Source organism: Holdemanella sp. DFI.5.55 (genome assembly GCF_020593575.1).
GTDB lineage: Bacteria > Bacillota_I > Bacilli_A > Erysipelotrichales > Erysipelotrichaceae > Holdemanella > Holdemanella hominis.
In genome coordinates this window covers 1-478 of the sequence record NZ_JAJDMK010000203.1, presented here as the reverse complement: position 1 = coordinate 478, position 478 = coordinate 1, and the positions used below count along the sequence as shown (strand labels likewise).

General features: G+C 34.3%; 1 pseudogene. It reads left to right on the top strand.

Annotation, left to right across the window (positions count from 1 at the left end):
* Positions 1-478, top strand: a pseudogene (locus LJE08_RS13810) (carbamoyl-phosphate synthase large subunit); the annotation flags it as partial.

The following is a 478-nucleotide window of genomic DNA, read 5'->3' as shown; positions in this document are numbered from 1 at the left end:
GATTAACGAAAGAAGAATTACTTGAAAAAATCAAGAAGTGTGATGATGAAAGAATTTTTGCGGTTACACAGTGGCTTCGCAATGGATATGATATGGAAACCATTCATAATGTGACGAAAATGGATGATTTCTTCTTGTGTCACTTGTCAAGAATTATCAGTTTAGAAAAGCTAATGATGGAAAATCCCAAAGATGTTGAAGTTTTGCGTAAATTAAAGAAATATGGTTTTGCGGATAGCTACATTGCACGTAACTGGGAAATGAAAGAATTCGATTTATATAACTTGCGTAAAGAAAATGGAATCACGCCAGTATATAAGATGGTAGATACTTGTGCGGGTGAATTCAAGAGTGCAACTCCATACTTCTATTCAAGTTATGATAATAAAAATGAATCTGAACGTACAGATCGTAAAAAAATCGTTGTGTTAGGTTCAGGACCAATTCGTATTGGACAAGGTGTTGAGTTTGACTATGC